The organism is Mesorhizobium sp. M7A.F.Ca.US.005.03.1.1, assembly GCF_003997975.1.
Taxonomy (GTDB): domain Bacteria; phylum Pseudomonadota; class Alphaproteobacteria; order Rhizobiales; family Rhizobiaceae; genus Mesorhizobium; species Mesorhizobium ciceri.
Genome location: NZ_RZRO01000030.1, coordinates 20,520 through 43,874, shown reverse-complemented (window position 1 = coordinate 43,874; position 23,355 = coordinate 20,520). Strand labels below are relative to the sequence as shown.

The window sequence follows — 23,355 nt, the reverse complement described above, 5'->3', positions numbered from 1 at the left end:
GCGACAGGAAAGCCAAAAACTGTTCCGAGGAGCGGTCAGGCAGAGGGCTGCTTGGTCTTCCGCAGATACGGCAGGATGGTCTCATAAGCGCCGAAGCGGTTGATCGCGTCCTCGTTGGAGACGGCAGCGGTGATGATGACGTCCTCGCCCTGCTTCCAGTTTGCCGGCGTCGCCACCTGATGCTTGGCGGTCAGCTGCATGGAATCGACCGCACGCAGGATCTCATCGAAGTTGCGGCCCGTGGTCATCGGGTAGGTCAGCACCAGCTTGATCTTCTTGTCCGGTCCGATGACATAGACCGAGCGCACCGTGGCATTGTCGGCCGGTGTGCGGCCTTCCGACGTCTCGCCGGCACCGCCCGGCAGCATGTCGTAGAGCTTGGCGACCTTGAGGTCCTTGTCGCCGATCAGCGGGTAGTTCACCGAATGGCCGGTCGCCGTCTTGATGTCGTCCTGCCACTTGCCGTGGCTTTCGACCGGATCGACCGAAATGCCGATGATCTTGACGTTGCGCTTCTTGAATTCGCCTTCGAGCCCCGCCATCGTGCCAAGCTCGGTCGTGCAGACCGGCGTGAAATTCTTGGGATGACTGAACAGGATCGCCCATCCGTCCCCGATCCAGTCATGGAATTTGATCGTCCCTTGCGTGGTCTCGGCGGTAAAATCCGGCGCAATGTCGTTGATACGAAGGCTCATGATACATCTCCCCTGTAAACGGAACCCGTCGGCAGCGAGGAACGACAAGCGGCAACCCATGCCGCCATCGAGCTGCCCCGCCCGGGCATCGTTGCATCTTAGCGCAAAAATTGTGACTGCAAGACAATATGAAACTCTTGTCGGCGGCAGGCGAGCATTTTTATGCTGCCGAATGCTCGGCACGCGGATGAGAGCCTGTTGGGCTGGACAGGAGAGATCCTGCCTCAGCTCTTGTTGACCGCCATTGTCACAGTCAGGTCTTCCATGCGCTGTGCCAGCGCGCTGAGCGCGTTGGTCAGCACGCTATCGCTCTTGTCGGCCTTGGTCAGAGCCTCGTCGCGGGTCTTGCGCAAGGTCAGCACTTCGCTTTCCATGCCCTTGACGCGTTTCTGCAACTCCGAGAGTTCATCCATCACCATAATGCCGGCCATCACGGTCAGCCGCTGATCGCCAATCTCGCCGAACGAGTCCTTCAGGTGTGAAACATAGCGGTCGAAACGTTCGGCAAGATCGATCAGATGCTCTTCCTGGCCCTCGTCGCAGGCCATGCGATACTGCTTGCCGTCGATTGAAACCGTGACCTGTGCCATCGGGCCAGCTCCTATCTGTCCAACACGGCGCGGATGGTTTCCATGGCGGTCACCAAACGTCGCGAGACTTCCTTGTTGGCATCTTCCAGCCGTTCGGCGCGCGCTTCGGAATTGTCGAGTTCCTGCGCCAGCCGCGAGCGATCGGCGTTCATCCGCTGCACCTCGGCCTCGGCTTCGGAGTAGTCCCGTTCATGCTCGAGCTTGGCCGCGACGGCGTTTTCCAGCCCCTCGATGGCCTTGCCCAGCCTCGCGATGACTTCCTTGAGTGTGGCTTCCCCGGTCATGGCCTTCGTCCTGTGCCCTGCCCATCACCGAATCGTTCACGTTCAGAACGCGTTATCCCTGAAACATTAGGCACCGGGTGAAGGCAACGTCAACAAAGCTCTCGCGACTGTCCCCCGCTAACGCTAATGTAGGTCCGCCGCCGGCATCACAAGACCGGCAAATGTGCACCCGATTTGTTGACTAAAAGCCCGCGCCTGCTATGTGTCGCGCACCCTTTTCAAGGGCTCTCCCAAGCCCCCAAACCCCCACTTCTGGAGGAACCATGACGTCGCGTGAACAACATGACCGGATGGCCAATGCGATCCGCTTTCTCTCCATGGACGCCGTCGAGAAGGCAAATTCCGGCCATCCAGGCCTGCCAATGGGCTGCGCCGATATCGCCACGGTGCTGTTCACGAAGTTCCTGAAATATGATCCGAAGGCCCCCCATTGGCCCGACCGGGATCGCTTCATCCTGTCGGCCGGCCACGGTTCGATGCTGCTCTATTCGCTGCTGCACCTGACCGGCTACGAGGACATGACGATCGACCAGATCAAGCATTTCCGCCAGTTGGGCTCGAAGACCGCCGGCCATCCCGAATACGGCCATGCCACCGGCATAGAGACGACCACCGGCCCGCTCGGCCAGGGTCTGGCCAATTCGGTCGGCTTCGCGCTCGGCGAGCGCATCATGAACGCAGCCTTCGGCAACGACCTCGTCGACCATTACACCTACGTACTGGCCGGTGACGGCTGCCTGATGGAAGGTGTTTCCCAGGAAGCCATCGCGCTTGCCGGCCATCTCAAGCTCAACAAGCTGATCGTCTTCTGGGACAACAACAACATCTCGATCGACGGCCCGGTCTCGCTTGCCGACAACACCGACCAGGTCGCCCGCTTCCAGGCCTCGGGCTGGAACGCCAGCCACATCGACGGCACCGATCCGGAAGCCATCGCCTATGCCATCGAAGCCGCTCGTCACTCCGACAAGCCGACGATGATCGCCTGCAAGACGACCATCGGCTTCGGCGCTCCAACCAAGGCCGGCACCAACAAGGCGCACGGTTCGCCGCTCGGCGCCGACGAGATCGCCGGTGCGCGCAAATTCTTCAACTGGGACTCGCCGCCCTTCGAGATTCCGGCCGACATCCTTGACGCATGGCGCGCCGCCGGTAAAACCGGCGCCAAGCCGCGCACCGACTGGGAGGGACGTCTGGCCAAGGCCGAGCCCAAGTTGAAGGCCGAGTTCGAACGCCGCCTCGCCGGCAAGCTGCCGTCGAATTTCGACGCCGTCATCGCCGACTACAAGAAGAAGCTGTCGGCCGACAAGCCGAAGGTCGCCACCCGCAAATCCTCGGAAATGGCGCTGGAGGTCATCAACGGCGCCGTGCCGGAAACCATAAGCGGCTCCGCCGACCTGACCGGCTCCAACAACACCAAGACCAGCCAGACCAAGAACATCACGCCCGACGATTACGGCCAGCGTTATGTCCACTACGGCATTCGCGAACATGGCATGGCGGCCGCCATCAATGGCTTGACGCTGCATGGCGGCCTCATCGCCTATGGCGGTACCTTCCTGTGCTTCTCCGACTATGCCCGCCCGTCAATGCGTCTTGCTTCGCTGATGGGCATCCGCTCGATCTTCGTCATGACCCATGATTCCATCGGTCTGGGCGAAGACGGCCCGACCCACCAGCCGGTCGAGCATCTGGCGGCATTGCGCGCGATCCCCAACCACAATGTCTTCCGCCCGGCCGACGCGGTCGAAACCGCGGAATGCTGGCAGATCGCCCTGGAGTCGGAAAAGACGCCGTCGACCTTGGCGCTGACCCGCCAGAACCTGCCGACGGTGCGCACCGAATTCACGGCCAAGAACCTCAGCAGCCAGGGCGCCTATGAGCTGGCCGCCGCCAGCGGCGAGGCGGCGATAACGATCTTCGCCACCGGCTCCGAGGTCGAGATCGCACTTGGCGCGCGCGAGCTGTTGGAAAAGCACGGCCATCCGACCCGCGTCGTCTCGGTTCCCTGCTTCGAACTGTTCGACCAGCAGAGCGACGACTACCGCAAGAAGACGATCGGCAATGCGCCGATCAAGATGGCGATCGAAGCCGGCATCCGCCAGGGATGGGATCATCTGATCGGCTCAGACGGCATCTTCGTCGGCATGACCGGCTTCGGCGCGTCGGGCACGATCGAGCAACTCTATCCGCATTTCGGCATTACCGCCGAGGCCGCGGCCAAGGCGGCGGAAGCCCGCCTGCACGCCAAGTAAGATTCTGGGCCAGTTCGGCGAAACCGCGAAAACGGCTTCGCCGGGCTGGCTCAACTTAATCGATTTAAATCCACGCCAGTGCGGCTGGATTCTTTCTGCTTCCGCCGCTATGAAACTGCAGACCCCTCGTCCGCCCTCCAACTCCCAGGGAGAGAATTATGACCGTCAGAGTTGCCATCAACGGATTTGGCCGCATCGGCCGCAACATCCTGCGCGCTATCCATGAATCCGGCCGCAAGGACATCGACGTCGTCGCCGTCAACGACCTCGGCCCAGTCGAGACCAATGCGCACCTCTTGCGCTATGACAGCGTGCACGGCCGCTTCCCGCATGAAGTCTCGGTATCCGGCGACCAGATCACCGTCGGCAAGGAGACGTTCAAGGTCACCGCGATCAAGGATCCAACGCAGTTGCCGTGGAAGGAACTCGGCATCGACATCGCGCTCGAATGCACCGGCATCTTCACCGCCCGCGACAAGGCAGCGGCACACCTGACCGCCGGCGCCAAGCGCGTCATCGTTTCGGCCCCTGCCGAAGGCGCCGACCTCACCGTGGTCTACGGCATCAACCACGACCAGTTGACCAAGGATCATATCGTCATCTCGAACGCCTCGTGCACCACCAACTGCCTGGCGCCGCTGGCAGCCGTGCTGCACGAAACGGTCGGCATCGAAAAAGGCATGATGACGACGATCCACTCCTACACCGGCGACCAGCCGACCCTGGACACCATGCACAAGGATCTCTACCGCGCCCGCGCCGCTGCGCTGTCGCAGATCCCGACCTCGACCGGTGCCGCCAAGGCGATCGGCTTGGTGCTGCCCGACCTCAAGGGCAAGCTCGACGGCATCTCGATCCGCGTGCCGACCCCGAACGTCTCGGTCGTCGATTTCAAGTTCATCGCCAAGCGGTCGACCACGGCGCAGGAGATCAACGAAGCGGTGATCGCCGCCTCCAACGGCAAGCTCAAGGGCATTCTCGGCGTCACTCATCACCCGAACGTGTCGATCGACTTCAACCACGATCCGCGCTCCTCGATCATGGCGCTCGACCAGACCAAGGTGATGGACGGCAATTTCGTATCGGTGCTCTCCTGGTACGACAATGAATGGGGTTTCTCCAACCGCATGGGCGACACATCGGTCGCCTTCGGCAAGACCATCGCCTGATCACAAAGCACTCTTTTCGAGACTTGGAACGCCCGGCTTTGCCCGGGCGTTTTTCATGAGCGCAGCTTGCGCCTTCCCAAATTGTGTCCCGGGCGCCAAAACATCCGAAAATCAGCGGCATAGGCCAAAAAGCCACCCTGCCGCCTTGCACTGGTCACGTCTTCGCCCCACTCTCTCGCAAAGCAGGAGACAGACGAATTTGAGGGGCTGATTTCAGGATGGAGCATGCGATCTATCTCGTCACGCTGGTCGGCACAGCGCTTGTCGTCGCCGCCGCGTTTTCGAGCCTGATCGCCTTCCGCTTCGGCGCCCCTCTTCTGCTCCTGTTCCTCTGCATTGGCCTCGCCACCGGCACCGACGGTCTCGGCATCCAGTTCGACAATGCCCGCATCGCCTATTTTGCCGGCTCACTGGCGCTGGCCGTCATCCTGTTCGATTCCGGCTTCGGCACGCCGCTCAACGCCTTGCGGCAGGCAGCCGGCCCGGCGTTGTCGCTGGCGACCTTCGGCGTAATTCTGACCACCGGCCTGTTCGGCGCCGCCGCCCACTATCTGCTCGACCTCACCTGGCTGGAATCCTTCCTGCTCGGCGCCGCAGTCGCCTCCACCGATGCGGCCGCCGTGTTCTTCCTGCTGCGTGCCGGCGAGATCAATCTGCGCGAACGCGTGCGCTCGACGCTCGAGGTGGAATCCGGCACCAATGACCCCATCGCCATCTTCCTGACCATCACGCTGGTCGAGATCATCGCCGCTCATGCCAATCCCGAGACCAACGTCCTGGTCACCAGCCTTTTCCTCGGCTTCCTCCTCAACATGGGCCTTGGCGCTGTCGTCGGCGTGCTCGGCGGCCTCGCCATCGTGCGTCTCGTCGACCGGCTCAATCTCGACCATGGCCTGCTGCCGATCTTCGTGCTGACCTTGTCGTTGATGGTCTTTGCCGCCGCCGGCGCCATTGGCGGCTCGGGCTTCCTGGCGGTCTATATCGCCGGCCTCATCTCGGGCAATTCCGATATCCGCGCCGTCACCATCCTCAAGCGCTTCCAGGACGGCATGTCATGGCTGGCACAGATCATCATGTTCCTCATCCTCGGCCTGTTCGCGACGCCCTCGCAATTCCCGGCGATCATGGTGCCGGCGGTGCTGCTCGGCCTGTTCCTGATGTTCGTGGCGCGGCCGGTCGCCGTCTGGCTCTGCCTGATCCCGTTCCGCATGCCGCGCCCCGAAGTCGCCTTTGTCTCGTGGGTCGGCCTGCGCGGCGCGGTGTCGATCCTGCTTGCCATCACCCCGCTGCTCGGCGGGCTGGAAAATGGCCGTGTCATCTTCAACACCGCCTTCATCATCGTTCTGGTTTCGCTGGTCATCCAGGGCTGGACGGTCGGACCGCTGGCGCGCCGCCTCGGTTTGATCGTGCCGGCGCGGCTCGGACCGCTGGACAAGGTCGAGCTGGAATTGCCGGGTTCGGCCCATCACGAGCTTCTCGCCTATCGCGTCGCACCCGGCAGCCCGGTGGCGCGCGGCGAGCGCATCCCACGCTGGGCGCGACCCTCGCTGGTGCTGCGTGACGGCCGTTCGATGCGCTTCCAGGACATGGGCCGGCTCGCCGCCGGCGACCAGGTCTACATTTTCGTCCCGGATCGCTATCCGCGCCTGCTCGACAAGCTGTTCGCCAGCCGTGCCGTGGTCGATCCCGAAGATGCCGATTTCTTCGGCGCCTTCGCCGTCGATCCAGCGCGCCCCGCCGCCGAACTGGAAGCAGCCTATACGCCAGGTCTAACCGAAGTGGAGCAAAAGCTCACCGTTGGCGCGCTGGTCACGGCGCGGCTCGGCGGCCATGCCGAATATGCCGACCGCGTGCTGCTCGGCCCGATAGAACTGATCGTCCGCGACGTCGACGACAAGGGGAAGATCATAGGCCTCGGCCTGTCGTTCGAGCCGACCGCTCCGGTGGCGCGGGTGCCGGTCTTCCTCAGCGCCGGAGAAATCGGCGACCGTCTTTCCGCCTTCATCCGCAATTGGCGCAAGCCGACCGAGGCGCAGGCGGACGAGGCGCGGGCGGACGACAAACCGGCCCCGGAGCCAGCGCCGGAAAAGGCAGCAACCGAAAGCTGACAAACCCGCTATTGAGCGCTGCCATTCATCCACCCGCCAGTGCAAGATCGTGCCCACTTCAAAATTTCGGTTCGAGCGCGCCCTAAGCCTTGCATCGTCGCCGATGCGGGGTATGGTCCCCCGGTTTTTCGCGAAAGGAACCCGCATGGCCGCCTTCAAGACACTCGACGATATCGGCAACATCAGCGGCAAGCGCGTGCTGGTGCGCGTCGACCTCAACGTGCCTGTCACTGAGGGCAAAGTCACCGACGCCACCCGCATCGAACGCATCGCACCGACCATCGCCGAGCTATCGGCCAAGGGCGCCAAGGTCATCCTGCTCGCCCATTTCGGCCGACCCAAGGATGGGCCTTCGCCCGAATTCTCGCTGGAGCCGATCGCCAAAGCCACGGCAGAAGTGCTCGGCCGCCCCGTCGGTTTCGCCTCGGATTGCGTCGGCGACACGGCCGGAAGTGCTGTCGCCGCCATGAACAAGGGCGACGTGCTGCTGCTCGAAAACACTCGCTTCTACAAGGCCGAAGAAAAGAATGACCCGGCCTTCACCGAAAAACTCGCCGCCAATGGCGACATCTTCGTTAACGACGCCTTCTCGGCCGCGCACCGCGCGCATTCTTCGACCGAGGGGCTGGCGCATCTGTTGCCGGCTTTTGCCGGCCGCACCATGCAAGCCGAGCTTGAGGCGCTGGAGAAGGGCTTGGGAAAACCGGTTCGTCCGGTCGTCGCCATTGTCGGCGGCGCCAAGGTCTCGACCAAGATCGATCTGTTGATGAACCTGGTGAAGAAGGTCGACGCGCTGGTCATCGGCGGCGGCATGGCCAACACCTTCCTCGCCGCGCGCGGCACCGATGTCGGGAAATCGCTGTGCGAGCATGATCTCGCCTCAACCGCCAAGCAGATCATGATCGAGGCGGCCGAGGCCGGCTGCGCCATCATCCTGCCGGTCGACGGCGTCGTCGCCAGGGAGTTCAAGGCGGGCGCGGCCTGCGAGACCGTCGCCATCTCCGATGTGCCGGCCGACGGGATGATCCTCGATGTCGGCGCCAAAACCGTGACGACCATCGGCGAATGGATCGACCGCGCCGCGACACTGGTCTGGAACGGCCCGCTCGGCGCCTTCGAGATCGCGCCCTTCGATCATGCGACGGTGGCGGCTGCCAAGCACGCGGCGTCGCGCACCAAGGAAGGCAAGCTGGTCTCGGTTGCAGGCGGTGGCGATACGGTCGCGGCGCTCAACCACGCCGGCGTCGCCGACGACTTCACCTATGTCTCGACCGCCGGCGGCGCCTTCCTGGAGTGGATGGAAGGCAAGCCGCTGCCCGGCGTCGATGTGTTGAAGCGCTGAGGCTCCGAGGCGATCAACACTCGGAGAGCGAACAAGGCCGCCCGAGGCTTCAATCGATTCGAGCTTTCCGATGCCATTCCTTTGGCGGTAGACTTCCGTTAAGCGCGGAACAACCGTTTCAGGAGAAGCAACAATGAGCGAACGTCTCGAAGACATTGCCGCTGCGATCGTCGCCGATGGCAAGGGCCTGCTGGCCGCCGACGAAAGTTCCGGCACCATCAAGAAGCGCTTCGACGTCATCGGCGTCGAATCGACCGCCGACAGCCGCCGCGACTACCGCGAGATGATGTTCCGCACCAGAGAGGCGATGACCCGCTACATTTCCGGTGTCATCCTCTATGACGAGACGATCCGCCAGAAGGCCGCCGACGGCACGCCGCTGGTCGACATCATCAGGGCCGCCGGCGCCATCCCCGGCATCAAGGTCGATGCCGGCGCCAAGCCGCTGGCCAGGTTTCCCGGCGACACCGTCACCGAAGGCCTCGATGGCCTGCGCGAACGGCTTGCCGACTACTACAAGCTCGGCGCCCGCTTCGCCAAATGGCGCGCGGTGATCGACATCGATATGGCCAAGGGCGTCCCTTCGGCGACCTCGATCGGCTCCAACGCTCATGCGCTCGCCCGCTATGCCGCCCTCTGCCAGGAAGCCGGCATCGTGCCGATCGTCGAACCGGAGGTGCTGATGGACGGCGCCCACGACATCGACACTTGTTACGACATTTCGAAGGCAACGCTGATCAAGCTCTATGACGAGCTCCATGCGGCGCGCGTCGTGCTGGAAGGCACCATCCTGAAGCCCAACATGGTGCTGGCCGGCAGGAAATCGGGCAAGGTGAGCAGCCCCGAAGAAGTCGCCGAAAAGACCATAAAACTGTTCCGCGAGACAGTGCCGGCAGCGGTGCCGGGCATCGCCTTCCTTTCCGGCGGCCAGGAAGACGAAGAGGCGACCGCCAATCTCAACGCCATCAACGCCATCGGGCCGCACCCGTGGAAGCTGACCTTCTCCTATGGTCGCGCGCTGCAGGCCGCGCCACAGAAAGCCTGGAGCGGCAAAGCCTCGAACGTTGCCGCCGGCCAGGCCGCCTTCACCCATCGCGCCCACATGAACCATCTGGCAGCGCTCGGAAAATGGAAAGCGAGCCTGGAACAGGCTGCCTGATCACAGTCCTTTCTTCCTCCTTCGAACCCGGGCCGATGCGCCCGGGTTTTTTGTTTGTGACTTGCAGGGCTTGGGGCGGAGCCTCTCCGTCCTTATTTCCTCTCCGGCGATGTCGGATTGCGCCCATCCCCAACGTCCTTGGGATGACATTCAGGGAGAGGTTCATGCATCGCAACAAGATCGTTTCGCGCGAAGACTGGTTCCAGGCGCACAAGGCACATCTGGCGCGCGAGAAGGAACTGACGCGGTTTCGCGAGCGGATCGCCGCGGAACGGCGTGAACTGCCCTGGCTGAAGATCAGGAAAGACTATGTCTTCGAGACCGAACAAGGGCCAAACAGACTGACCGACCTGTTTGGCACTAACAGCCAGCTGATCGTCTATCACTTCATGTTCGGGCCGGGCTGCACCCATCATTGCGAGGGCTGCTCATTCCTTGCCGACCATATCGACGGCGCCAATCAGCATCTGCGGCATCACGACGTGTCGCTGGTCGTGGTTTCGCGCGCTCCACTGGCGGAACTTCTGCCTTACAAGCAGCGCATGGGCTGGAAGTTCGACTGGGTGTCGTCCTATGCCTCGGATTTCAACTTCGACATGCAGGTCTCCTTCACCGACAAGCAGATCGCCAACGGCTGCACCACCTACAATTTCGAGACCCGTCCACGGACATCGAAGGAGCTTCCCGGCACCAGCGTCTTCTACAGGGACGAGGCCGGCGACATCTTCCTGACCTTCATGTCGCGCGCCCGCGGCGGCGAGGCGCAGATCGGCGCCTACGACTATCTCGACATGACGCCGAAGGGCCGCAACGAGAACGGCCCCTATCACGGCCTGATGGATTGGGTGCGGCTGCACGATGAATATCAGGGCAAGCAGGCGGGGCAGGCGAGTTGCTGCGATTGAAGATCGTTCCCGTCGGCCAAAACATGCGCTAAGGCTGCCGCTGATCGTATAACGGTACTGCCATGCGCTTCCCGGCCCTACTCACCTGGCTCGCCTTCCCGGTCTATATCTGGCAAGGCCTCGGCGTGCGACGCCGCACCACGCGCATGCTGCCGGCGCAAGGGCCGGTCATGCACGAAATATCAGGCGCAGCACCGGCAATCTCGCTTCTGGTGCTGGGCGATTCCTCCGCCGCTTCGGTCGGCATCGACAATTCGGAAGACGGACTTGCCGCGCAACTCGCCGTACTGATTTCACAAAGCACCGGCCGCGCCGTGCGCTGGCGGGCGGCCGGCTTCAATTCGGCAACGTCCGGCCAGATCCGCGACCATGTGCTGCCCAATCTGTCGGCCGATCCGTGGACGCATATCGTGCTGGCCATCGGCACCAACGACACCAAGAATTTTCACTCCGTGCCGCGCTTCAAGAAGGAGTTCGGTGGCCTGCTCTACGGCCTGCGCGCCAAATGGCCGGAAGCGCGCGTGGTGTGGTCGCCGGTGCTGGAGTTCACGCGGGCGCCAGCCATGCCGCCGCTGCTCGGAAAGATCCTTGAGATCCGCGCCACCGACATGAACCGGATGGGCGAACGCCTTTGCCTGGAGCGCGGCGCGGTGCCGGCGTCGCGCCTGCCAATCACCAATCCGGAAGCCGGCTTTGCCTCGGACGGCTTTCACGCCTCGGAAGCAGGCTACCGGGCCTGGGCCGAGCATCTGGTCGGCCCGGTGCTTGGCAATTGAGCAGCGACGACAAGTGCCGTCCTACGTCAAATGCCCGAGCACGGCCGCCAGTGAAATCGCGGCCATGGCGAGCAGTGCCAGCTTCCAGAAATCACCGCGTCGCTTGAGGCCTGGCCAGCCAAGCGGCTTGATCAGTTGAATGACCATGAAACCGACGATGACAAGGGCGAGGAATTTCGTCATGCCGCCTTTGACCAGCAACGCGCCCGGCTGTCAAAGCACGTCGTTCATTGCCTGAGAAAGAACGGACGCCGAGATCCCGAACCGGAACGCGGCGCCCTTTGACCGGCAAACGATCTACTTCAGCGGCTTGAGGCCAGCCTCGATCGAAGCGCGCTTCGGTTCGAGGAATGGCGGCAGGGCGAGGCTTTCCCCCAGCGTTTCCAGCGGCTCGTCGGCGGTGAACCCCGGACCGTCGGTTGCGATCTCGAACAGGATGCCGTTCGGCTCGCGGAAGTAGAGCGAACGGAAATAATAGCGCTCGACCTCGCCGCTCGACGGCAGCCGGAACTCGGCCAGCCGCGCCGTCCATTGATGCAGCGTTTCCTGGTCCGGCGCCCTGAAGGCAACATGGTGAACCGCACCGGCACCTTGCCGTGCCGGCGCCAGTCCCGGCTGCACCAGGACATGCAGCTCCGCCGCCGGCCCGCCCTCGCCCATTTCGAAGACGTGAACCTGGCCCTCCGGCGAGGCATAGTCGCGCGCCTTGCGCATGTTCATCACCGTGGTCACCACCGCCTCGGTGTTGGTGATGTCGGGAACGCTGATGACGATCGGCCCGAGCCCGCGGATCTGGTGCTCGGCCGGTACCGGGCTTTGCGCCCAGGGATGGCTGCCGCCCTTGCCGCCATCGCTGACCAGGCGCAGACGCTGGCCCTCGGGATCTTCGAAGTCCAGTGACGCATAACCGCCGATGTCGCCGATCTCTCCTGTTGCCAGGCCTTCGTCGGTCAAGTGTTGCTTCCACCAGGCAAGGCTCTCCTGGCTGCCGACCCTGAGGCTGGTCCGCACGATGCTGTGCGTGCCGCGCCGCTCGCGGCCGACCGGCCAGTCGAAGAAGGTAAGGTCGGTGCCCGGTGTCGCTTCGCCGTCGGCATAGAAGAGGTGGTAGGCCGAGGTGTCGTCCTGGTTTACGGTCTTCTTGACCAGCCGCAGACCCAGCACCTTCGTATAAAAATGAAGATTGCCAGGCGCATTGGCGGTGATGGCGGTCAGATGGTGGATACCTGTCAGTTGCAAGCTCATCGTCGTCTCCCTGCTGTTGGGGAAGAATTTTCTCCCTCCATATCAGAACTGCGGTCACCCCGCTGAAGGCCTCGTATTCCGACAGTCCGTCGCCGGAAACTGAACAGCGGCGCCCAGTGCACGTCGTCGCTATGAACAATCGGAAGTCGCGAACCTGCCTTCGGCACCGTTCGATGCGGCGAAAAGCGATGCCTTGCCTGCGGTGCGCGCACCGGTCGCAACTATCGTCTCGCGCCTGACATCCTCCTGACAGACTGCTGTCAGGAGGGGTATGCGATAGTACCTCCATACAGAGAGAGGAGACTGGCCATGAACGGTTACACCATTCTGCGCGGCATGCAGCACTATGTCGGCAAGATCCGCACGATGCGCAACGAGATCCGCACCCAGCGGTTCATGAACTCGCTGCCGGCGGATATTCGCAAGGATATCGGCTGGCCGGACATGTATGCGGACCGTGGCCCTCGCGGCAATTGAAGCCAATTTTTCGACCCAGCGATTGGATGTGGGCGCGTCAACGCCCAGATAACAGGTCCGGTGCGTGAGGAATGGGAGCGAGCTTATGCCCGAACAGAAGACGATCGGTTTCCTTTTCATCGAAGGTTTTGCCGACTGGGAGTATGGGCTGCTGGCGGCCTCGGCGGTCGAATGGTTCGGCGCCCGTGCCGTGTCGCTGACGCCTGATGGCAACCCAGTGGCCGGGATCAGCGGCTTTCGGCTGACGCCTGATCGATCGGCCGGGGCGGATGAGAATGACGATCTCGACGCCATCGCCGTCATCGGCTCCGATGAGTGGGCCGGCAAGGCACCGCCCGATGTTGCCGATCTGCTCAATGCTGTTGCATCGCGCGGCGGCGTGGTCGGCGGCATCTGCGCCGGCACGCTGGCGCTAGCCCGCGCCGGCCTGTTCGAGAAGGCCAGGCATACGAGCAATGGCCGCGACTGGATCAATGGTCATGAGGCCGGCTATGCCGGCGACAGCCTCTATCAGGATGTGCCGCATGCCATGGCCGACGGCAAAATTGTTTCCGCGCCAGGCTCGGCGCCGGGCACCTTCGCGCTCGCCTTTCTGAAGACGCTCTACCCCGAAAGAGGCAGCGATCTCGCTCGGATGCGAACGCTGTTTGCCAAGGAGTATGCTGAAGCCTCCTGACAGTATGCTGTCAGGAGGGCCGTGCAATGGTGCCAGCTTAGGGCACCCGTGCATCGGCGGTCGAAAGGACGATCGATGAAGAGTTGGAACGACAGACTGAGCACACCAGGCATCAACGGCGTCAAGCCGACGCCGCGCACGATGGCCGATGTCGTCGAAGGCCAGCCTATGCTGGTGCCGACAGCGCGCCAGGTCGATGATTTCATCCGCTCGATTCCCGAAGGCGTCGAGATGGATGTGCGTGCGCTGCGTACAGCACTTGCCGTCGAGCATGGCGCCGAAGTGACATGCCCGGTCACCATAGGCTATCATCTGCGCACTGTTGCCGAAGCCGCCAACGAGGACCTCCAGCGCGGCATGACGCCGAGTGATGTGGCACCGTTCTGGCGCGTGCTCGATGCGAAAACACCGACGACGAAGAAATTGTCCTTCGGCGCGGAGTTCGTCGCCGCGCAGCGCAAGCGCGAAGGACTGAAACCATGAGGCATGCCGCCCAAAAGTGTTCTGCGGTTTTGGGATAACGGCATGCGCGAAAACACGATGCATGCCACCCAGAGGTGGACCGGTTTCGGGCGGCATGCATAGAGACAACGCCGAGGGACCATACGATGCGCCGCGCCGACAGGCTCTTCCAGATCGTGCAGCATCTGCGCGGTGGCCGATTGGTCACCGCCCAGAAGCTCGGCACATGGCTCGAAGTTTCCGAGCGAACCATCTATCGCGACATTGCCGATTTGCAGTCGACCGGAGTGCCGATCGACGGCGAGGCCGGCGTTGGCTACATGATGAGGGAGGGTTTCGACCTTCCGCCGCTGATGTTCACGCGTGACGAGATCGTCGCGCTGGTCGCCGGCGCCCGCATGGTGCGTGCCTTTGGCGGTGCCGCCATGGCGCGCGCCGCCGACGAAGCGCTGGTCAAGATCGGCGCCGTCCTGCCCGATGCCGAAAAGGACCGCATTGCCCGCACCGAGATCCACACGCCGATGTGGGTGGTCAGCGACGCTGCCCGCGAGGCGATCGACCTGATCGAGCGCGCGGTCGAAAAGCGCCAGGTGCTGACCATCGACTATTCCGACGAGGCCGGCCGCGGCACCGCCCGCGATATCCGCCCGCTCGGCCTGTGGTTCTGGGGCAAGGTGTGGACGCTGGTCGCCTGGTGCGAGATGCGCGACGATTTCCGCGCCTTTCGTATCGATCGCATCGCCTCGGTGGTCATCGCCGGCCGCATCTTCAAGCCGGAGCGCGGCAAGCAGCTTGCCGACTTCTACCGCGCTGTGGAGCGCAGCGAGGACTATGGCATGGCGCCGGACCGCGCCGCGCGCAGCTGAGACCTGGCGCAGCTACAAAAAAAGCCCGCTCGAAGCGGGCTTTTTCTTGGAATATCAGACAACCTCACTCGTCGTCGTCATTGTCCGTGTTCTTCGACTTCAAGGCAGAGAGCTTGGCGAACACGGCGTTGGCGTCGAGTTCGGCGTCCTCGTCCTTCGGCTTCTCGGGAGCCGGCACCAACCGCTCGGTCAGGGCCGCCGGCAGCAGCGTGTCGCCGACCGGCTGCGCCTGTTCGCGGCCGCGCGAGGCGCGGTTGACTTCCATGTCGAGGTCGATCTGCGAGGCGAGACCCAGCGTCACCGGGTCCATCGGCTGCAGATTGGCTGAGTTCCAGTGCTTGCGCTCGCGGATCTGTTCGATCGTCGACTTGGTGGTGCCGACGAGGCGCGAGATCTGCGCGTCCTTGAGCTCGGGATGGTTGCGCACCAGCCACAGAATTGCGTTCGGCCGGTCCTGGCGCTTCGACAGCGGCGTGTAGCGCGGACCCTTGCGCTTGGATTCGGGCACCCGCACCTTGGGGTCTGAAAGCTTCAGGCGCTGGTTCGGATCCTTCTCGGCACGGGCGATCTCGTCACGGGTCAGCTGTCCGGTCATGATCGGGTCCATGCCCTTGATGCCTTGCGCCGCTTCGCCGTCGGCGATTGCCTTGACCTCGAGCGGATGCAGCCCGCAGAACTGCGCGATCTGCTCGAAGGAAAGTGCGGTATTGTCGACCAGCCAGACGGCGGTCGCCTTGGGCATCAGCAGCGTATTGGCCATTTTTACAAATCCTTCTCGTTCGCCCGCGTTCCCGCGCGGGCGGTGGTTTAGAGCCACCAAAATGGGAAATTCGCGGTCTGTATAACCGCTCTCGGGGCGTTTCGCAACGTTTTTGGAGCAAAGACCGGAAGCCGTGGGTACTTACCGAAAACGTTCCGCGCTCTTGAACAGAACGACAAGCTGGCTTCGCTGGCGAGTTCCGGTCTTGGCAAAGATCGGTTGAGGTAGGGCACCCCGGTCAATCAGGGTTCGCCCTTGTGAAAGCGCCGAGCCAAGATGCCATGCAGGAAACTGAGGTCAACCCTGCTCGATGGCCGGTATCGGTTGGGACGGTCGTTGATCTCCCGCCCAAAACGACAAAACCCGCCGGACTGGGTCCAGCGGGCTCGGAACCGCGACAAAGTTCGTCTGGTGCGGCTCTGGCTTCCACGGCTTGGGTCCGCCGGAGCGGACCAGGACGTGGCTTTAGATAGCCCTGCGGGCGATCTTTTCGATGTCGGCGCGGTTGATGCCGAGATCGCTGAGCTGACGTGCGTTGAGACGGCTCAGTTCGCGGACGGTCTCGGTGTACATACGCCAGTTACGGAAAGCGCGGATCGGGTTCATGGTAGTCCCTCCAGAATGATGTTCGTTTCGATGGTGCTCAAATAGGCGTCATCGATGAGGACTTGAATGGCTGATTTTGCATAGCAATGATGCAAATGCTGCATTGCAGCATTAAGCTTCTGTTCATCTTGTGGGCAGCGAGGCGCTGACCTCGCGCGCTGTCAGCCTACGTCGAGCACGATCTTGCCGATATGCTCACCCTCTTCCATGCGCTCATGCGCCCGCCAGGCTTCGCTGAGCGGGAAGATCATGTCCATCACAGGGGCAACCTTGCGCGTGCCGAGCAGCGGCCACACCTGCGCTTCCAGCGCCGCCGCGATCGCCGCCTTGAACTCGACGGTTCGCGGCCTCAGCGTCGAACCTGTGTGGGTAAGCCGCTTGACCATGATCTTCGAAAAGTCCGCGCTTGCGACAGCGCCGGCCTGAACGGCGATCTGGACGATGCGGCCTTCGACCGCCGCGGCTTCGTAGTTGCGCGCCACATAGTCGCCGCCGACCATGTCGAGGATGACATTGGCGCCTTTGCCACCCGTTGCCTCCTTCACCGCGGCGACGAAATCCGCCTCGCGATAATTGATCGCCCGGTCGGCGCCGAGCTTCAGGCAGGCGTCGCATTTCTCCTTGCTGCCGGCAGTGGTGATGACATAGGCGCCGAAGGCGGAGGCAAGCTGGATTGCTGTCGTGCCGATGCCGGACGAGCCGCCATGGACGAGCAGCGTCTCGCCTTTCTTGAGGCCGCCACGCTCGAACACATTGTGCCAGACGGTGAAGTAATTCTCCGGCACCGCCGCGGCTTCGGTGTGGGTGAAGCCGGCGGGCAACGGCAGCACGCTCCCTGCATGGACCTTGACATATTCGGCATAGCCGCCGCCGGGCGTCAGCGCACAGACGCGGTCGCCAATGCGCCAGCGTGATATGTCGTCGCCAAGGGCCGCCACTTCACCCGATGCTTCGAGGCCCGGCAGGTCGGATGCGCCGGGCGGTGGCGGATAGGCGCCTTTGCGCTGCTGGACGTCGGGCCGGTTGACGCCGGCGGCATGCACCTTGATCAGGATCTCGCCGGGGCCGGGCTGCGGCACGTCGCGTGTTTCCGGCTTCAGCACCCGAGGGCCACCTGGCTCCGAGATCGCGATGGCCGTCATTCTTGCCGGAATTTTCTGTCCGCTCGCCATGAGATTTCCCGTCTTTCCTCGCCGTTATCCGACCGGCTGTTTGCATCGACGCCCCTGCCCTATGTATGCTGATTGCCAAATCAGGCAAATGGCCAATCTGGTCTTGGCGGAGGAGGAGCGACAATGGCGATCTTCGACGACGAACCCAAGAAGAAGGCGCGCCCGCACGAGATCGGGCAGGACCTGTCATTGCTTTCCGTCAGCGACTTGACTGAGCGGATCGGCATCCTGCGCGACGAAATCGCCCGCCTGGAAGCCGAACTCAAGGCCAAGGACACCACCAAATCCGCGGCCGAAGCACTGTTCCGCCGCGGATAGGCGCTCGGGCGTAAAGCCCGCCGCCGAAAAGCCCGAATGCGACTGTCTTCAGACGCAGCGTCCCCGCCAAACCTGAGCCGGATCAACCAATGTTCGCAACCTACCGACCGATCCTCTCGCTGCTTCGCGGCACCGCTTTCCTGCTCGCGGCATCTGGTTTGCATGGGCTGCTTCTGCCCCTGCGCGGTCAGTTGGAAGGCTTCTCGACCGCATCGCTCGGCCTGATGGGCACGGCCTGGGCCGGCGGCTTCGTCACCGGCTGCTTCTTCGCACCGCGCATCGTGCGCCGCGCCGGCCACGTGCGCGCCTTTGGCGCCTTTGCCGCATCCGGCGCCATCGTGGCGCTGCTCACCGGGCTGATCATCGACGAGTATGTCTGGATCCTGCTGCGCGCCTTCACCGGCTTCACCATGGCCGGCGCCTTCATGGTCATCGAAAGCTGGTTGAACGAGAAGGCCACCAACGAGAACCGTGGCACCGTCTTCGGCCTCTACATGATGGTGACTTATGCCTCGATCATGGGTGGGCAGATGATCGTCGCCGGCGGCGACGTGAAGTCCGCGTCGCTGTTCATGATCACCGGCATCCTGTTTTGCCTGTCGCTCATTCCGACGGCGGTCTCGACCGCCTCCCACCCCAAGCCGCTGCAGGATGTCTCACTTGATGTCAGGGGCCTTTATGCCAATTCGCCGGTGTCGGCGGTCGCTTGCGTGCTGATCGGCATCGCCAACGGCGCCTGGGGCACGCTTGGCGCGGTCTATGGTGCACGCATCGGCATTTCCACGGCCGAGATCGCCCTGATGATGAGTCTTGTGGTCGTTGCCGGTGCCGCCATGCAGCTTCCGGCCGGGCGCCTGTCCGACAAGACCGACCGGCGCTTCGTGCTGGCGGGGGCGGCTTTCGGCGGGGCCTTCTTCGCGCTCATGATCTTCCTGTTCGAGCCACGCTCCGGCGTCTTCGTCATCGTCTTCACCGCCGCTTATGGCGCCTTCGCCTATACGCTCTATTCCATCGCCGTGGCGCATGCCAACGACCACGCGCGCTCGGAGGATTTCGTCAAGGTATCTGGCGGGCTGTTGCTGCTCTATGGCTTCGGCACGATGATCGGACCTTTGCTTGCGGCTGCCCTGATGGGCTGGATGCGCCCGGAAGGTCTGTTCCTGGCGACCGCCTTCGCGCATCTCTGCCTGGCGGGCTACACGCTGCTGCGCATCAGCCGCCGCGCGCCGGTGCCGATCGGGGATCGTGACGCCTTCAAGACGCAGCCGGCCGACCGTTCGGTCACCCCGGAAGCATTGCGGCTTGATCCCAGAAGAAAAGCAGAAGCAGACGGTTGAGATTCGAAAGGCTTTGCCTCACTAATACAGGCATGATGTTTTCCGACGCCTTCATGGCGATTGCCGATCCCAACCGGCGCCATCTTCTGGAAGAACTTCGCCGCGGCCCGAAAACCGTCACCGAACTGGCCGCCGGCTTGCCGGTCTCGCGCCCAGCCGTGTCGCAACATCTGAAAGTGCTGCTCGATGCCGGCCTGGTCCACGCCAAGCCGGAAGGAACAAGGCGCGTCTATACGGTGAGCGGCACTGGCTTCCTCAAACTCAACATCTGGCTCGATCAGTTCTGGGAAGCCTGACCCGATCAACCGTTGTTGTAGGGGAAGAACTTGAAGTAGGGCTGCGCCTCCCCGATCACCCGAGCGAAGGCGGGGCGCTGCAGCAGGCGGTCGTGATAGCGCTTCACAGCCGGGTACCTGTCGCCCAACGGCTCGACCTTGTTGGCATAGAACAGCGCGGGGGAGGCTGCGCAATCGGCCATGGTGAAGCTGTCGCCCATCGCCCAGATCTTCGACTGCATGTCGTGTTCGATGATGGCGTAGGAATTGCGCAACCGGTCGCGAGCCTGCTCGACGCCGAACGGGTCGGTCTTGTCGCCGGGACGCAACCGGTCGCCGACAATCTTCTGCATCGGCTCCTGCACATAGAAATCATAGAAACGGTCAGCTTGGCGGACGGCCAACGCCATGTCGATCTCGGCGGGAACGAGGTCGACCGGCCCCGGATAGTGCGCGGCCAGATATTCGACGAGGATGCTCGATTCCAGCACCGTACGGCCACGCGCATCGTCGCGCAGCGCCGGCATCTTGCCGGCCGGCGAGATCTTCAGGCAGGCCGCGCGCGATTCAGCATCGCCAAGGTCGACGATGACAGGCGTGAACGGCGTGGCGTTCTCGTACAGCGCGATCAACGGCTTCCAGCAGAAGGAGGCCAGCGGATGGAAATGAAGTGTCAGGGACATTTTTTGCTCGTCTGTTTCCTGGATTGTCGGTGGCCGCTACCATGCGGCACGCCTGTTGCGGTTAGCCTTGTCCGTCAAACCAGCCTATGCTGCTTCAACCGGCTTGGACATGCGCGATGATCGCTGCGGACATCTCGGCCCAGTCGTCCGGATGCAGCTCGTGGCCGCCACCTTCGATGCGAATGAGTCTTGCGCCGGTGACCGTCTCGGCCAGCGCCTCGCCGTGTTCGACCGGAAAGATCGGATCCGCCGTGCCGTGAATGACCAGCAGCGGCGCCGCGATCTCGTGCAGGCGGCCCTTCCAGGCGGCGCCGCCCTTGAGCATGAAATGGTTGGTCGCGCTCAGGAAGCCGCCGGAGCGGTCGTAATCCTGCTCGACAAAGGCCCGTATCCCCGCCGCATCGAATGAATGCGTGGTGCTGGCGATCGCCCGCGCATCCCTGACGATGAAATCGACCACTTGACCACGGTCCGACCAATCGACTTTGGCGCCCTCGGCCGAGTGTTCCATGTAGGCTTCGGTCGTCCCGGGAAGGCCGGATGTGTCGATTCCCACCGGCGAACTGCTGATCACAGTCAGAGATACGACACGCGAGGGATGTTTCAACGCCACAAGCTGCGCGATCATGCCGCCCATCGACATCCCGACGACATGCGCCTTGCCGATGCCGTGGTCGTCCAGAACATGCATTGCATCGTCGGCCATATCATCGAACGTGTAGGGCGGCTCTCCCGGTTTGGATTTCGTCGAACGGCCGGTATCGCGATTGTCGTAGCGGATCACGAACAGGCCGGCACCGGCCAGTTTCCGGCAGAACGCCTCCGGCCACCACAGCATCGAGGCCATCGCTCCCATGATCAGCAACAGCGGCGGGTTCGCCGGATCGCCAAAGACTTCGGATATAATCTCAGGGCGTTCGGTGGTCCTCATCACGCAGTCTCCTCTCTGCAAAACTGATTGCATTTTGCAATCGGTTGCACGATAATAAAACTGATACGATAATGCAACCGGTTTTGGAGAAAAATCTCATGAGCATGGATCGCCGGTCCGGGTGCCCGATCAATCTGTCGCTGGAAGTCTTCGGCGACCGCTGGAGCCTGATCATCCTTCGCGACATGATCTTCGGCGGCAGGCGCCATTTTCGCGAGCTGCTCAACGGATCGATGGAAGGCATCGCCTCAAACATCCTCGCCGACCGGCTGAAGCGCCTGATGGAGCTGGGCATGCTGACCAAGGCCAACGATCCCTCGCACAAGCAGAAGGCGATTTACAGCCTGACCGAGATGGCGATCACGCTGGTTCCGATCCTGGCCCATCTCGGCGCCTGGGGCCGCGTCTGGCTGCCGGTCAGCGACGAATTGTCGATCCGCGCCGAACTGCTGGAAAAGGGCGGACAGCCTATGTGGGACAAATTCATGGACGAGTTGCGGCACGAGCATCTCGGCATGCCGCTCGATACAATGTCTGGCCTTTCTGTCCGCGCGACCTTGCAGGCCGCCTACGAGGCGGTGGTTGCCAGCAAGGCCCTCGCCGCCAGCCCGGCCGCGTAACCAACTTATTTTCCCGTTTTGGGGCCGGCTCTGCTAGAAGAAGCGGAAAATCACAATTCACGGGATTGGATAAGGTCTTGGTTGAGAACTCTCGGGATGCTGCCCGCGCACGCGCCGACCTGCGCTTCAAGAAGCAGGAAGAGGCGGCAACCGTCCGCCAGAAGGCGATGGCCGAATACGCCGCCGAGAGCGATGCTCGCCAGGCCAAGACCAACAAGCTGCGGGCACTGCGTCTCGCCAAGGAAGCGGAAGACCTCGCCAACGCGCCGGCGGAACCCGCCAAGAAACCGGCCCGCGCCAAGAAGAAGTAGCCCAGCCACGTCTGGAGCCATACAAGCGGCAACGCTTATCCGGAAGAGCGGGCGAAGGCTGCTTTCCATCCTGCCTTTTCACGCGAAGCAATTTCAACCGGAACGGGGATGTTATCTCGCCCGCCGACGATCGATGATCGACGCGTTTCAAACAGGAGACCGCCATGACCGCACTGCCGCTCGAAAAAGCCAGGCAAATCATCGAAACCGCCTTTGCCAAGGGCTCCGATCTCAAGCTCAAGCCGCTCGGCGTCTCGGTGCTCGACGCCGGCGGGCATCTGGTCGCCTTCCAGCGCCAGGACGGCGCCTCGTTCCTGCGTCCGCAAATGTCGGCCGGCAAGGCCTATGGTGCGCTCGCCATCGGCATGGGCTCGCGCAAAGTCGAGGCCTTCGCCAAGGAGCGCCCGCATCTCGTCGCCGGCATCTCGGACGTCTCGGGCGGGCGCGTGCTGCCGGTCGTCGGCGGCGTGCTGATCCGCGACAAGGCCGGTGCCATCATCGGCGCCGTCGGCATTTCAGGCGACACGTCGGACAATGACGAAGCCGCGGCAATCGCCGGCATCGAGGCCGCCGGTTTCACCGCCGATCCGGGGTGAGGTCGGGAACTTCGTCATCCACGGGCGGAGCAGGAGCGAGGCTCCGTCGCGCAGACCCGAGGATCCATTCCGTAACATCAGCCGTAGAGTGCAGCGGAGCAGAAACTTCCGCCTTCCGCGCCGGGGACCTAATTCAAATTGATGTCCCGGCTGGCCGACCGCATCGACACCGCGAATCCGGCCAGCACGTCGAACAGCGCGATGACCATCAGGGTGAAGAAAACGGAATGGGCCGCACCCTTCACCAGCAGGAACTCGACCAGGAAGGCCACGAAGACCAGCGTCGACAGAAGATGGTCCATGATCGAGGCGTTGGTGGTGCGCACCGACTTCGCCATTTCGAGGAACAGGAAGATCAGCCCGATCAGCACCATCAGGTCGCCAAGCGTCATCGAGAACACGCCACCCGACATCATGCTGAATGAGAAGACCTCGCTTGCCCACGGATCGTCACCGCTGCCGAATATTCCCAGCAGTCCGAGATTGTAGAGCACGAAAGGCACGATCAGCAGCGGAATGGCACCGAACATCTGGCGTCTCCATGTGGGGGCAATCCTTTGTAGAATGCGCCACAGGCACGCCGTCAAGATGTTTCGATGGCAGCGTTGAACACGGTCGAAGACCGCACGCAACAACAATGTCAGCCGGTTGCCTGCAACGATTGCCGCCCACGCGTCGAGATGCGCGCTACCCGCCCCCCAAACGCAAAAGAACCGGCCACTGGCCGGTCCTTTTGG

At 62.9% G+C, this 23,355-nt stretch carries 28 protein-coding genes; 17 read left to right on the top strand and 11 right to left on the bottom strand.

Annotated features, from left to right (window positions below; translation table 11 throughout):
• Positions 1-35 precede the first annotated feature (35 nt).
• The 3 genes from EN990_RS15085 to EN990_RS15075 form a co-directional block, all read right to left on the bottom strand.
• Positions 36-695, bottom strand: a complete 660-nt coding sequence (locus EN990_RS15085; protein ID WP_063173204.1) for a peroxiredoxin — start codon at positions 693-695, stop codon at positions 36-38.
• Positions 696-919: 224 nt separating this feature from the next.
• Positions 920-1,285: a cell division protein ZapA gene (locus EN990_RS15080; protein ID WP_013529252.1), complete on the bottom strand. Its 366-nt coding sequence runs from the start codon at positions 1,283-1,285 to the stop codon at positions 920-922.
• 11 nt (positions 1,286-1,296) lie between these two features.
• Positions 1,297-1,569: a DUF4164 domain-containing protein gene (locus EN990_RS15075; protein ID WP_013529251.1), complete on the bottom strand. Its 273-nt coding sequence runs from the start codon at positions 1,567-1,569 to the stop codon at positions 1,297-1,299.
• A 263-nt stretch (positions 1,570-1,832) separates the two neighbouring features.
• Between EN990_RS15075 and tkt the strand changes: the two genes are divergently transcribed.
• The 7 genes from tkt to EN990_RS15040 all read left to right on the top strand — a co-directional run bounded on the left by tkt (position 1,833) and on the right by EN990_RS15040 (position 11,283).
• Complete coding sequence (gene tkt / locus EN990_RS15070; protein WP_127366194.1) at positions 1,833-3,824, top strand: transketolase; 1,992 nt, start codon at positions 1,833-1,835, stop codon at positions 3,822-3,824.
• Between the two features lie 158 nt (positions 3,825-3,982).
• Complete coding sequence (gap, locus tag EN990_RS15065; RefSeq protein WP_127368747.1) at positions 3,983-4,993, top strand: type I glyceraldehyde-3-phosphate dehydrogenase; 1,011 nt, start codon at positions 3,983-3,985, stop codon at positions 4,991-4,993.
• A gap of 218 nt (positions 4,994-5,211) precedes the next feature.
• Positions 5,212-7,101, top strand: a complete 1,890-nt coding sequence (locus EN990_RS15060; RefSeq protein WP_127368746.1) for a potassium/proton antiporter — start codon at positions 5,212-5,214, stop codon at positions 7,099-7,101.
• Positions 7,102-7,246: 145 nt separating this feature from the next.
• The gene (locus EN990_RS15055; RefSeq protein WP_013529247.1) at positions 7,247-8,443 is read left to right on the top strand and encodes a phosphoglycerate kinase; all 1,197 of its coding nucleotides are present in this window, start codon (positions 7,247-7,249) and stop codon (positions 8,441-8,443) included.
• 133 nt (positions 8,444-8,576) lie between these two features.
• Positions 8,577-9,602: a class I fructose-bisphosphate aldolase gene (locus EN990_RS15050; RefSeq protein WP_127385310.1), complete on the top strand. Its 1,026-nt coding sequence runs from the start codon at positions 8,577-8,579 to the stop codon at positions 9,600-9,602.
• A gap of 164 nt (positions 9,603-9,766) precedes the next feature.
• Positions 9,767-10,507, top strand: coding sequence for a thioredoxin family protein (locus EN990_RS15045; protein ID WP_127370124.1), 741 nt, complete (start codon positions 9,767-9,769; stop codon positions 10,505-10,507).
• Positions 10,508-10,569: 62 nt separating this feature from the next.
• The gene (locus EN990_RS15040; protein ID WP_127370125.1) at positions 10,570-11,283 is read left to right on the top strand and encodes an SGNH/GDSL hydrolase family protein; all 714 of its coding nucleotides are present in this window, start codon (positions 10,570-10,572) and stop codon (positions 11,281-11,283) included.
• A 21-nt stretch (positions 11,284-11,304) separates the two neighbouring features.
• Here EN990_RS15040 and EN990_RS15035 read toward each other — a convergent pair whose 3' ends face one another.
• Together EN990_RS15035 and EN990_RS15030 are read right to left on the bottom strand one after the other, a co-directional pair.
• Positions 11,305-11,466, bottom strand: a complete 162-nt coding sequence (locus EN990_RS15035; protein WP_023810961.1) for a hypothetical protein — start codon at positions 11,464-11,466, stop codon at positions 11,305-11,307.
• A gap of 114 nt (positions 11,467-11,580) precedes the next feature.
• Positions 11,581-12,528, bottom strand: coding sequence for a ring-cleaving dioxygenase (locus EN990_RS15030; RefSeq protein ID WP_024502993.1), 948 nt, complete (start codon positions 12,526-12,528; stop codon positions 11,581-11,583).
• 309 nt (positions 12,529-12,837) lie between these two features.
• On the opposite strand from EN990_RS15030, the gene EN990_RS15025 reads away from it, so the two are divergent.
• From EN990_RS15025 to EN990_RS15010, 4 genes are all read left to right on the top strand, one after another.
• Complete coding sequence (locus EN990_RS15025; RefSeq protein ID WP_013529241.1) at positions 12,838-13,005, top strand: hypothetical protein; 168 nt, start codon at positions 12,838-12,840, stop codon at positions 13,003-13,005.
• 85 nt (positions 13,006-13,090) lie between these two features.
• Positions 13,091-13,681: a DJ-1/PfpI family protein gene (locus EN990_RS15020; RefSeq protein WP_064993261.1), complete on the top strand. Its 591-nt coding sequence runs from the start codon at positions 13,091-13,093 to the stop codon at positions 13,679-13,681.
• 75 nt (positions 13,682-13,756) lie between these two features.
• The gene (locus EN990_RS15015) at positions 13,757-14,164 is read left to right on the top strand and encodes a hypothetical protein (protein ID WP_063169160.1); all 408 of its coding nucleotides are present in this window, start codon (positions 13,757-13,759) and stop codon (positions 14,162-14,164) included.
• A gap of 125 nt (positions 14,165-14,289) precedes the next feature.
• A complete protein-coding gene (locus EN990_RS15010; RefSeq protein ID WP_013529238.1) occupies positions 14,290-15,009 on the top strand; it encodes a YafY family protein in 720 nt (239 codons plus the stop codon).
• A gap of 64 nt (positions 15,010-15,073) precedes the next feature.
• Here the strand turns inward: EN990_RS15010 and EN990_RS15005 are convergent, their stop codons facing one another.
• From EN990_RS15005 to EN990_RS14995, 3 genes are all read right to left on the bottom strand, one after another.
• On the bottom strand, positions 15,074-15,769 hold the full coding sequence (locus EN990_RS15005) for a DUF1013 domain-containing protein (protein ID WP_013529237.1): 696 nt from the start codon (positions 15,767-15,769) through the stop codon (positions 15,074-15,076).
• Positions 15,770-16,234: 465 nt separating this feature from the next.
• A complete protein-coding gene (locus EN990_RS15000; RefSeq protein ID WP_127369267.1) occupies positions 16,235-16,375 on the bottom strand; it encodes a DUF1127 domain-containing protein in 141 nt (46 codons plus the stop codon).
• Positions 16,376-16,536: 161 nt separating this feature from the next.
• Entirely contained in the window at positions 16,537-17,547 is a 1,011-nt protein-coding gene (locus EN990_RS14995) for an NAD(P)H-quinone oxidoreductase (protein ID WP_013529235.1), read from the bottom strand.
• 123 nt (positions 17,548-17,670) lie between these two features.
• Here EN990_RS14995 and EN990_RS14990 point away from each other — a divergent pair, with 123 nt between their 5' ends.
• The 3 genes from EN990_RS14990 to EN990_RS14980 all read left to right on the top strand — a co-directional run bounded on the left by EN990_RS14990 (position 17,671) and on the right by EN990_RS14980 (position 19,498).
• Entirely contained in the window at positions 17,671-17,865 is a 195-nt protein-coding gene (locus EN990_RS14990; RefSeq protein ID WP_023810953.1) for a DUF1192 domain-containing protein, read from the top strand.
• A gap of 89 nt (positions 17,866-17,954) precedes the next feature.
• Positions 17,955-19,202 (top strand): MFS transporter, encoded by a 1,248-nt coding sequence (locus EN990_RS14985; protein WP_024502978.1) that lies wholly within the window; start codon positions 17,955-17,957, stop codon positions 19,200-19,202.
• A 32-nt stretch (positions 19,203-19,234) separates the two neighbouring features.
• Positions 19,235-19,498, top strand: coding sequence for a metalloregulator ArsR/SmtB family transcription factor (locus EN990_RS14980; RefSeq protein WP_013529232.1), 264 nt, complete (start codon positions 19,235-19,237; stop codon positions 19,496-19,498).
• Positions 19,499-19,503: 5 nt separating this feature from the next.
• Here the strand turns inward: EN990_RS14980 and EN990_RS14975 are convergent, their stop codons facing one another.
• Both EN990_RS14975 and EN990_RS14970 read right to left on the bottom strand, forming a co-directional pair.
• Positions 19,504-20,160 carry a glutathione S-transferase family protein gene (locus EN990_RS14975; RefSeq protein WP_127369266.1) on the bottom strand — a complete coding sequence of 219 codons (657 nt, stop codon included), beginning with the start codon at positions 20,158-20,160 and terminating at the stop codon, positions 19,504-19,506.
• Between the two features lie 94 nt (positions 20,161-20,254).
• Positions 20,255-21,091: an alpha/beta hydrolase gene (locus EN990_RS14970; protein ID WP_024502976.1), complete on the bottom strand. Its 837-nt coding sequence runs from the start codon at positions 21,089-21,091 to the stop codon at positions 20,255-20,257.
• 98 nt (positions 21,092-21,189) lie between these two features.
• Here EN990_RS14970 and EN990_RS14965 point away from each other — a divergent pair, with 98 nt between their 5' ends.
• The 3 genes from EN990_RS14965 to EN990_RS14955 all read left to right on the top strand — a co-directional run bounded on the left by EN990_RS14965 (position 21,190) and on the right by EN990_RS14955 (position 22,618).
• Positions 21,190-21,711: a helix-turn-helix domain-containing protein gene (locus EN990_RS14965; protein ID WP_127385308.1), complete on the top strand. Its 522-nt coding sequence runs from the start codon at positions 21,190-21,192 to the stop codon at positions 21,709-21,711.
• Between the two features lie 77 nt (positions 21,712-21,788).
• Complete coding sequence (locus EN990_RS14960; RefSeq protein WP_013529228.1) at positions 21,789-22,022, top strand: hypothetical protein; 234 nt, start codon at positions 21,789-21,791, stop codon at positions 22,020-22,022.
• Between the two features lie 164 nt (positions 22,023-22,186).
• On the top strand, positions 22,187-22,618 hold the full coding sequence (locus EN990_RS14955) for a heme-binding protein (RefSeq protein ID WP_013529227.1): 432 nt from the start codon (positions 22,187-22,189) through the stop codon (positions 22,616-22,618).
• A 128-nt stretch (positions 22,619-22,746) separates the two neighbouring features.
• On the opposite strand, the gene EN990_RS14950 is transcribed toward EN990_RS14955, so the two are convergent.
• A complete protein-coding gene (locus EN990_RS14950) occupies positions 22,747-23,148 on the bottom strand; it encodes a hypothetical protein (RefSeq protein ID WP_013529226.1) in 402 nt (133 codons plus the stop codon).
• Between the last annotated feature and the right edge of the window lie 207 nt (positions 23,149-23,355).

Bases quoted from the DNA above. Each gene is read 5' to 3' on its own strand.
- EN990_RS15030 (WP_024502993.1), bottom strand. From the start codon at position 12,528: ATGAGCTTGCAACTGACAGGTATCCACCATCTGACCGCCATCACCGCC.
- tkt (WP_127366194.1), top strand. From the start codon at position 1,833: ATGACGTCGCGTGAACAACATGACCGGATGGCCAATGCGATCCGCTTT.
- EN990_RS14970 (WP_024502976.1), bottom strand. From the start codon at position 21,091: ATGAGGACCACCGAACGCCCTGAGATTATATCCGAAGTCTTTGGCGAT.
- EN990_RS14975 (WP_127369266.1), bottom strand. From the start codon at position 20,160: ATGTCCCTGACACTTCATTTCCATCCGCTGGCCTCCTTCTGCTGGAAG.
- EN990_RS15000 (WP_127369267.1), bottom strand. From the start codon at position 16,375: ATGAACCCGATCCGCGCTTTCCGTAACTGGCGTATGTACACCGAGACC.
- EN990_RS15060 (WP_127368746.1), top strand. From the start codon at position 5,212: ATGGAGCATGCGATCTATCTCGTCACGCTGGTCGGCACAGCGCTTGTC.
- EN990_RS15050 (WP_127385310.1), top strand. From the start codon at position 8,577: ATGAGCGAACGTCTCGAAGACATTGCCGCTGCGATCGTCGCCGATGGC.
- EN990_RS14950 (WP_013529226.1), bottom strand. From the start codon at position 23,148: ATGTTCGGTGCCATTCCGCTGCTGATCGTGCCTTTCGTGCTCTACAAT.
- EN990_RS14995 (WP_013529235.1), bottom strand. From the start codon at position 17,547: ATGGCGAGCGGACAGAAAATTCCGGCAAGAATGACGGCCATCGCGATC.
- EN990_RS15080 (WP_013529252.1), bottom strand. From the start codon at position 1,285: ATGGCACAGGTCACGGTTTCAATCGACGGCAAGCAGTATCGCATGGCC.
- EN990_RS14980 (WP_013529232.1), top strand. From the start codon at position 19,235: ATGATGTTTTCCGACGCCTTCATGGCGATTGCCGATCCCAACCGGCGC.
- EN990_RS14955 (WP_013529227.1), top strand. From the start codon at position 22,187: ATGACCGCACTGCCGCTCGAAAAAGCCAGGCAAATCATCGAAACCGCC.
- EN990_RS15015 (WP_063169160.1), top strand. From the start codon at position 13,757: ATGAAGAGTTGGAACGACAGACTGAGCACACCAGGCATCAACGGCGTC.
- EN990_RS15020 (WP_064993261.1), top strand. From the start codon at position 13,091: ATGCCCGAACAGAAGACGATCGGTTTCCTTTTCATCGAAGGTTTTGCC.
- EN990_RS15035 (WP_023810961.1), bottom strand. From the start codon at position 11,466: ATGACGAAATTCCTCGCCCTTGTCATCGTCGGTTTCATGGTCATTCAA.
- EN990_RS14965 (WP_127385308.1), top strand. From the start codon at position 21,190: ATGAGCATGGATCGCCGGTCCGGGTGCCCGATCAATCTGTCGCTGGAA.
- EN990_RS15025 (WP_013529241.1), top strand. From the start codon at position 12,838: ATGAACGGTTACACCATTCTGCGCGGCATGCAGCACTATGTCGGCAAG.
- EN990_RS15055 (WP_013529247.1), top strand. From the start codon at position 7,247: ATGGCCGCCTTCAAGACACTCGACGATATCGGCAACATCAGCGGCAAG.
- EN990_RS15085 (WP_063173204.1), bottom strand. From the start codon at position 695: ATGAGCCTTCGTATCAACGACATTGCGCCGGATTTTACCGCCGAGACC.
- gap (WP_127368747.1), top strand. From the start codon at position 3,983: ATGACCGTCAGAGTTGCCATCAACGGATTTGGCCGCATCGGCCGCAAC.
- EN990_RS15010 (WP_013529238.1), top strand. From the start codon at position 14,290: ATGCGCCGCGCCGACAGGCTCTTCCAGATCGTGCAGCATCTGCGCGGT.
- EN990_RS15045 (WP_127370124.1), top strand. From the start codon at position 9,767: ATGCATCGCAACAAGATCGTTTCGCGCGAAGACTGGTTCCAGGCGCAC.
- EN990_RS15040 (WP_127370125.1), top strand. From the start codon at position 10,570: ATGCGCTTCCCGGCCCTACTCACCTGGCTCGCCTTCCCGGTCTATATC.
- EN990_RS15005 (WP_013529237.1), bottom strand. From the start codon at position 15,769: ATGGCCAATACGCTGCTGATGCCCAAGGCGACCGCCGTCTGGCTGGTC.
- EN990_RS14990 (WP_023810953.1), top strand. From the start codon at position 17,671: ATGGCGATCTTCGACGACGAACCCAAGAAGAAGGCGCGCCCGCACGAG.
- EN990_RS15075 (WP_013529251.1), bottom strand. From the start codon at position 1,569: ATGACCGGGGAAGCCACACTCAAGGAAGTCATCGCGAGGCTGGGCAAG.
- EN990_RS14985 (WP_024502978.1), top strand. From the start codon at position 17,955: ATGTTCGCAACCTACCGACCGATCCTCTCGCTGCTTCGCGGCACCGCT.